3 protein-coding genes, 1 tRNA gene and 1 other RNA gene are annotated in these 3,533 nt (G+C 70.8%); 2 read left to right on the plus strand and 3 right to left on the minus strand.

Features of this window, described 5'->3' with window-relative positions; translation table 11 throughout:
• Positions 1-443: 443 nt before the first annotated feature.
• The 3 genes from JNW87_RS36345 to JNW87_RS36355 form a co-directional block, all read right to left on the minus strand.
• Positions 444-938, minus strand: a complete 495-nt coding sequence (locus JNW87_RS36345) for a hypothetical protein (RefSeq protein ID WP_375373592.1) — start codon at positions 936-938, stop codon at positions 444-446.
• 32 nt (positions 939-970) lie between these two features.
• The gene (locus JNW87_RS36350) at positions 971-1,585 is read right to left on the minus strand and encodes a hypothetical protein (RefSeq protein WP_238455267.1); all 615 of its coding nucleotides are present in this window, start codon (positions 1,583-1,585) and stop codon (positions 971-973) included.
• A 332-nt stretch (positions 1,586-1,917) separates the two neighbouring features.
• A tRNA-Ser gene (locus JNW87_RS36355) sits at positions 1,918-2,002 on the minus strand.
• Positions 2,003-2,083: 81 nt separating this feature from the next.
• Here JNW87_RS36355 and ffs point away from each other — a divergent pair.
• Positions 2,084-2,173: signal recognition particle sRNA small type (gene ffs / locus JNW87_RS36360), an RNA gene on the plus strand.
• 110 nt (positions 2,174-2,283) lie between these two features.
• Positions 2,284-3,533: DNA polymerase III subunit gamma and tau (locus tag JNW87_RS36365; protein WP_238455268.1), on the plus strand; the 1,250-nt coding region annotated here is incomplete at its 3' end.

Raw genomic sequence — 3,533 nt, forward strand, 5'->3', positions numbered from 1 at the left:
CAAGATCGCTACCTGGATCGTCGACTTCTACAACGTCCGCAGACGCCACAGCGCCTGCGACGGCATGTCACCGGTCGACTACGAACACTTCATCGCCGAAGCCCGCCGGGCCCAGGCAGCTTAAACAACCCTCCACGCTTCCAGGGGATTGACACAGCTTCACCATCGTCGGCGGGCTGCCGTCGGCGGTCACCTCCACTGGCATCAGTCTCCCGTCGACCGGTCCGCCCAAGAACCACGCCTCTACTGCCGCCATCAGGCCCCAATGAGTCGAAGACGCAGCGGGAGCAGCGCCAGCCAGCGGCCATAGTTCGGCGGGTCTTTTCTTTTTTGGGAGGGTTAGGAGGAGTGAGGATTTCCTAGCTCAAGGGCGCACTCTGGCCCCGACTGCTGCTCAATGTCGTCCGGGCGCTTCGTCGTCCACCGGCAGCCCGGCCAGTCCGTCAGCAGGGGCCGTAGCCCTCGTCGAAGAGGCGGCGCGCCCAGTCGGCGTACCCGGCGATGATCTTCCGGACGGTCGTCCCGTCGTGCAGGAAGAGGTACGCGCGGTCGCCGTTGCGGGCGAGCAGCCCGTCGAACCGGTACGTGCCCCGCGGCGCCCGCAGCGGGGTCGCCGACGGATAGCTGTCCCGCACCTCGCTCACCGGGGTGCCGACCGTGATGCCCTCAGGCGTGCTCATCGGGTCATCGAGCCAGAGCAGCACCAGCCGGTCGTCGAAGAAGACCGGGCTGACCGTGCCGTGCCCGGTGAGTGTGCGGCCGCAGGCGTCCTCGTCGGAACGCAGCACCCCGCGCCGGGTCAACTCCTCCTCGGTGGCGCCGAACTCGATGTCGCTCAGCCCGTCGAGACCGACCACCTCGGCGTCACCGACCGGCCGGGCCGGCACGTCCGGCCCCTGTGGACGGACGCCGCTGCCGGCGATCGAGGCGCCCGCCATCAAGGCGGCGATGAAGACGTATTGTCGCAGTTTCATGGAATCCCCCAGTCCCCAACGGGACCGGGGCGATCAGGTTGCTGGTGCCGGCCGGATTGCCGGAGTTCCCACTCCTCGGCCAGCTCGTCCCAGTAGTCGGCGGTGAGTCCGCGCCGGCCGTGCGCCAGCCAGCCGGTGGTGTCGCGTTCCAGGTGCAGGCCGAGTTCGGCGAACGGATCGATCCACGGTCCCGGCTCGGCGCCGAGCCGGGCGAGCGCCGCGTTGATCGGCCACTCGGCGCGCGGACGGTCGAGCGTGCCGTCGAAGTGCGGCCCCCAGCTCACCTCGCCGCCCAGCCACACCACCGACGACTGGTGACCCAGCCCGCCGGCGAACTCGGCCTCCAGGTACGCCACCGGCCCCTGCCGCGACCAGCGGGCCAGCAGCTCCGCCAGTGCGGGCGAGAGGACGAGCTGGAACGGCTGGGCCGGGGACGGCTCCGCGGTGGCGAAGTCCGGCAGCGCGCCGGTCAGCTCCTCGACCAGCTGCGGGGTGACCGGGAGCAGCGCGAAGTCCTGGCGGAGCGCGGCGAGCACCGCGTGGTCCAGGCCGACGGTCTGCTCGCGGAGCAGCTCGACGTCCGCCACGACCGCGCTGAGCTGGTAACTCATCCGATCCTCTCGGCGTCCACAGGCTGTGGATGGAACATGTGTACGACGCGTCACCGAGGCTGCTGCGGGTGCCGTACGTCGATCATCCCAATCCCCTCCGGGTCCGGAAAGGGGGCCGACCGCCGAACCCGGTGGACGTGGGAATGCGATTGCCTGCCCGATTCCTTCCCGGCTACCGTCGATCGCCCTGTTGATCACGCGTCGTCCGGTTCCGGGCGGACGGCGACGTCGTGGAGTACTACGACGAGGCCTACTGGCAGAACGTGAACTGACGGCTCAGCCGTACGACGAAGGGCCGGCCCCGTGCGGGGCCGGCCCTTCGTGTCAGCGAGCGGAGGATACGAGATTCGAACTCGTGAGGGTGTAAACCCAACACGCTTTCCAAGCGTGCGCCCTAGGCCTCTAGGCGAATCCTCCGCGAGCAAGGATACAGGTCCCCGACGGCCCGGCCACCCCACCACCCCCTGAAGATCGACGCCGGGTCGGGTACGCTTGGCCTACCTCCCGTGCGGCGGTATCTCGTGAACCTCCCCAGGGCCGGAAGGCAGCAAGGATAAGCGAGCTCTGCCGGGTGCACGGGAGGCCTTTCTGTCTCCGGGTGCCGGTAACGTCCCCCTGCGGGGTCAGGTCCCGGGGTGGTGGGTGGTCACCCGCGCCTGACCGGCGCAGAATGGCTCGGTCGAGAGGAGGCGGGACGGGTGGCACTGGCCCTTTACCGCAAGTACCGGCCGCGCACCTTCGCCGAGGTCATCGGCCAGGAGCACGTCACCGAGCCGCTGTCCCAGGCGCTGCGCAGCGGCCGGCTCAACCACGCCTACCTCTTCTCCGGCCCGCGCGGCTGCGGCAAGACCTCCAGCGCCCGGATCCTGGCCCGCTCGCTCAACTGTGAGCAGGGCCCCACCCCGGAGCCGTGCGGCCAGTGTGAGTCCTGCCGCTCGCTGGCCACCGACGGCGCCGGCTCGATCGACGTCATCGAGATCGACGCGGCCAGCCACGGCGGCGTCGACGACGCCCGGGAACTGCGCGAGAAGGCCTTTTTCGCACCGGCTCGCAGCCGTTTCAAGATCTACGTCATCGACGAGGCGCACATGGTCTCGTCGGCCGGCTTCAACGCCCTGCTCAAGCTGGTCGAGGAGCCCCCGGAGTACGTCAAGTTCATCTTCGCCACCACCGAGCCCGAGAAGGTCCTCGGCACGATCAAGTCGCGGACCCACCACTACCCGTTCCGGCTGATCCCGCCGAAGGTGCTCCGGCCGTACCTCGAGCAGCTCTGCGAGGCCGAGGGCGTCACGGTGGATCCGGCGGTCTTCCCGCTGGTGGTGCGCGCCGGTGGCGGCAGCGCCCGGGACAGCCTCTCCGTGCTCGACCAGCTCATCGCCGGCGCCGGCCCGGAGGGGGTCAGCTACGCCCGGGCCGCCGCGCTGCTCGGCGTCACCGACTCGGCGCTGATCGACGAGATGTGCGACGCGCTCGCCGCCGGGGACGGCGCGGCCGCGTACGCCACCGTCGACCGGGTGGCCGAGGCCGGGCACGACCCGCGCCGGTTCGCCGCCGACCTCCTCGAACGGCTGCGCGACCTGATCGTGCTCCAGCAGGTGCCGGACGCCGCCGCCAAGGGCCTGATCGACGACCCGTCGGACCAGATAGAGCGGATGACGGCCCAGGCCCAGCGGCTCGGCCCGGGCACCCTGTCCCGTTGCGCGGACATCGTGCACAACGGCCTGGTGGACATGCGCGGCACCACCGCGCCCCGGCTGCTGCTGGAGCTGATCTGCGCCCGGATGCTGCTGCCCGGGGCGGACGACTCCACCGGCGGGCTGCTCCAGCGCCTGGAGCGGATGGAGCGCCGGCTCACCCTGGGTGGCGGCGAACTGCCGTCGGCCGCCGCCGGGCCCGCCCCGGTCGCTCCCGCCGCTCCGGTACGCCCCGAGCCTCCCGCCCCGACCGC

The sequence above is a fragment of the Micromonospora sp. ATA51 genome, assembly GCF_016802855.1.
GTDB classification, from domain to species: Bacteria; Actinomycetota; Actinomycetes; order Mycobacteriales; family Micromonosporaceae; genus Micromonospora; species Micromonospora sicca.